Below are 741 nucleotides of genomic sequence, written 5' to 3'. Positions count from 1 at the left end.
CCTCCGCACCGCGAAACCGCGAAGGCGGCCGACACCTGCATCCTCAAGGGCGGCGGTACCCAGACGTACGAGCCCCGCTTCGCCGTCCACGGCTTCCGCTGCGTCGAGGTCACCGGCTTCCCCGGTACCCCCACCGCGCGGGCGGGGTACCGGCCGCGTGATGCACACCGATGCACCGGCCACGCTCACCTTCGCCACAGACTCGCCGATGCTGCGCCACAGACTCGCCGATGCTGAATTAGCTGCACCGCAACATCACCTCAGGGCAGCGGGGGAACTTCCTCTCCGTGCCGACCGACTCCCCGGCCCGCGATGAACGCCTGGGCTGGAGCGGCGACATCGACGTCTTCGCGCCCACCGCCGCGTCCACCGTGGAGTCGGCGCGCTTCCTGACGATGTGGCTGGCGGATCTGCGTGACGCGCAGACGCCTGAGGGCTCCTTCACGCACGTGGCGCCGGACGCCGGACACCTCGGTGACGGGCGGCGGGCTGGGGGGGATGTGGGCGTGACCGTTCCCTGGGCCCTGTACCAGGCGTACGGGGACCTGCGGGTCCTCAAGGACGCGTGGCCGTCGGTGGTGGCCTGGCTGGCCCGGTCTGTACAAGCACAGCGACGGCCTGCTGCGGCCGGCGGACGGCTTCGGCGACTGGCTGAACCTCGACGACGAAACCCCCAAGGACGTCACCGCCACCGCCTACGTCGCACACGCCGCGGACCTCGCCGCGCGGATGGCACACGAA

1 pseudogene is annotated in these 741 nt (G+C 71.3%); it reads left to right on the top strand.

From position 1 onward, the window contains the following. Positions 1 to 741: pseudogene (locus LPA54_RS33850) on the top strand (family 78 glycoside hydrolase catalytic domain); the annotation flags it as partial.

It is taken from the genome of Streptomyces sp. DH12 (genome assembly GCF_020873895.1).
Lineage (GTDB): Bacteria > Actinomycetota > Actinomycetes > Streptomycetales > Streptomycetaceae > Streptomyces.
The sequence above is the reverse complement of the archived record's forward strand: the minus strand, read 5'-3'. Positions and strand labels throughout refer to the sequence as shown.